The 2,389-nt window shown below is 63.1% G+C and carries 2 protein-coding genes and 1 pseudogene; 1 reads left to right on the forward strand and 2 read right to left on the reverse strand.

What is annotated here, in order from left to right:
* Nucleotides 1–606: IS66 family transposase (gene tnpC, locus JSE7799_RS11365; protein ID WP_144431671.1), on the forward strand; the 606-nt coding region annotated here is incomplete at its 5' end.
* A gap of 148 nt (nt 607–754) precedes the next feature.
* Here tnpC and JSE7799_RS21760 read toward each other — a convergent pair.
* A pseudogene (locus JSE7799_RS21760) lies at nt 755–1,620 on the reverse strand (transposase); the annotation flags it as partial.
* 3 nt (nt 1,621–1,623) lie between these two features.
* Nucleotides 1,624–2,389 (reverse strand): transposase (locus tag JSE7799_RS11380; protein WP_144431673.1); only part of this gene is annotated, 766 nt, incomplete at its 5' end.

A 2,389-nucleotide genomic window follows, 5' to 3' on the forward strand; every position in this document is an offset into this window, starting at 1 on the left:
TGTTGGTCACACGCCCGCCGCAAGTTCTTCGAACTGGCCGACGTGGAAGGGAATATCCGCAAGGGCAAGGACGCCAAGGAGATCTCGCCTATCGCATTCGATGCCGTCCGGCGCATCGACGCCCTGTTCGACATCGAGCGGGAGATCAACGGGCATAGCCCGGCGGATCGACTGGAGGTCCGGCAGCGCCTGTCGGCCCCGCTGGTCGAGGATCTGGAGCGTTGGCTGCGCGGCGAACGCGCACTCCTGTCCAAGCATGCCAAGGTTGCCAAGGCCATCGACTACCTGCTGGCGCCGAACCATTGGCCGGGCTTCACCCGGTTCCTGGACGACGGACGGATCTGCCTGACCAACAACGCGGCCGAAAGATCGCTCCGCGGCGTGGCCCTCGGCAGGAAATCCTGGCTCTTTGCGGGTTCCGAGCGCGGCGGGCAGCGCGCCGCCTTCATGTATTCCCTGATCGGCACCGCGAAGCTGAACGACATCGACCCGCAGGCTTGGCTCGCCGACGTCATCGCCCGCATCTCCGACATTCCGGTCTCACGCCTGCACGAGTTGCTGCCGTGGGAATGGAACGCCGCTGCGCTCCAGGTCAAGGCAGCCTGACCACGGCACTCGCCGGATGCTTACCTGCTAACCGACTACTGGAGAGTCGTTTTGGAACGACGCTTTTCCTAATGACGGTTTCCTGTCGCCACGATTTTGAGGCGGGCCTCGCACTGGTGCAAACCCGGCGCTTGGGTCGCTTCGTTCGTCAGGCCGCCATGGCCATCATCAACTGCGTACGGATCTTGTCGAGGCTGTGGGGAACTGTCCAAGCCATGCCGCCCATTGTCTTGGCCCAATCGAAGGGCTCCTCGATCTTCTTCCTCCGCCGCTGGGACGCAGCGTAGCCGAGATGGTGGATCGTCCGTCGATGGCGGATGACGGGCCTCTTGGGCAATGTGCGGGGTCACGACCATGCGCCTGACTTCGGCGACGAAGGCGGCGCTGTCGTAATCCTTGTCCGCTCCAGGCGTCAGGCGCCGAGTTGAGCCCGGGGAGCATCTCGAGCGCCGCTTTCCGCTCATCGTTGCCATCGGCGTGAGGCAGCTCCGCCTGCACGACCAAACCGTTGCGGCTCTACATCAGCGTATGTTCCATGAAGCAGGATCGCCGCCGCGCCGGGCGACTTCTTGTACAGGCGGGCATTCAGGTCCGTGATTGATGCGTAAGCCGCATTCGAACGCTTTCAACCGCGGAAGTCCACTTCGACGTGGCGGGCTTGGCGGTCACCGGCTGCGTCCCGGCCTGCTGGGGATGGTCGGTTTCTGCGAAGGGCACGTCGTCGTGCGGCCGCGCCTACCTATCCTTTGACTGAAAGCTCCTCATCGAAGCCCGCTCCATGACCCGCGTCCCGTCGACCGAGACGTATTCGTCCGACAGAAGCGGCTTGACCCTAGGATGCGCCAGGAGCGCGGTCATAACCTTGTGCGACATCTCGGTCGCCGAAAGCCGGCCGCGATTCTTAGTAAAAACTGTGGGCCTTCGGCGCCGGGCTTCGCCCCACACGGCGTCGTCGATGCCAAGGCAGACAAACCAACAAAACTGCAGGTTACCGTCCATCTCCTCCATCAGCTCAGACTACACGACTCCCACCCGCAGCCGTCTCGGGACGACGAGATTTCGGGCGACGAGAGGCGTTTCGGGACTGGAGCGCATCCATCGTCGGACCTCATCGAAGCCGGTACGGAACCAGGATTTCGAGCAGTATCCGTGCTTCTTTCGGGCGGGGTATTTGTGTCCCATGAACTGGGCTGCAGCACGGCAGATGAGGGCGATGGCAATAGCGGTTATGGCGATGAGCAGAGACAATTTGGACGCGAGCGTCAGGCGGGTGTCCTCCAGGTTCAGCCCCCGCGTCTTGCTGTCGGCGAACAGGCACTCGATGAGCCAGCGCTTCTTGTACTGCCGCAGGATGTGCGCGCCAGTGGCTGGATAGGGCGAAGCCACCACGAGAAGCTCGCCGCCCTTGATACGGCGCGCACCGAAGTGGAGCTTGAGGTCGGGGTGACTCGCTCTGCCAGGCAGGACGGCCGTGAAGCTCCGCACACCCCTGCACCGTGACAGCAGGGAGCGCAGGTTCAGCTCGCGGCCGTTGGTACGGACTATCTGGCCCTCCTTCATGCGGATCGCCAAGGGGATCTCCTGCTCGACGAGAAAAGTGAACCATTCCTGACCGATGAACTCACGATCCGCCAGCAGCACCCGAACGGTTGAGGCGTCGAAATACGCGAGATACCGCTTCATCAGCGCGATGCGCTGAGCGGTCGTGCTGTTGCCGGAATGCGGGAGCATGGTCCACATCAACGGGACACGGAACCTGGCCGTGATGACGGCCAACACGAGG

The sequence above is a fragment of the Jannaschia seosinensis genome (genome assembly GCF_001408515.1).
GTDB lineage: Bacteria > Pseudomonadota > Alphaproteobacteria > Rhodobacterales > Rhodobacteraceae > Jannaschia > Jannaschia seosinensis.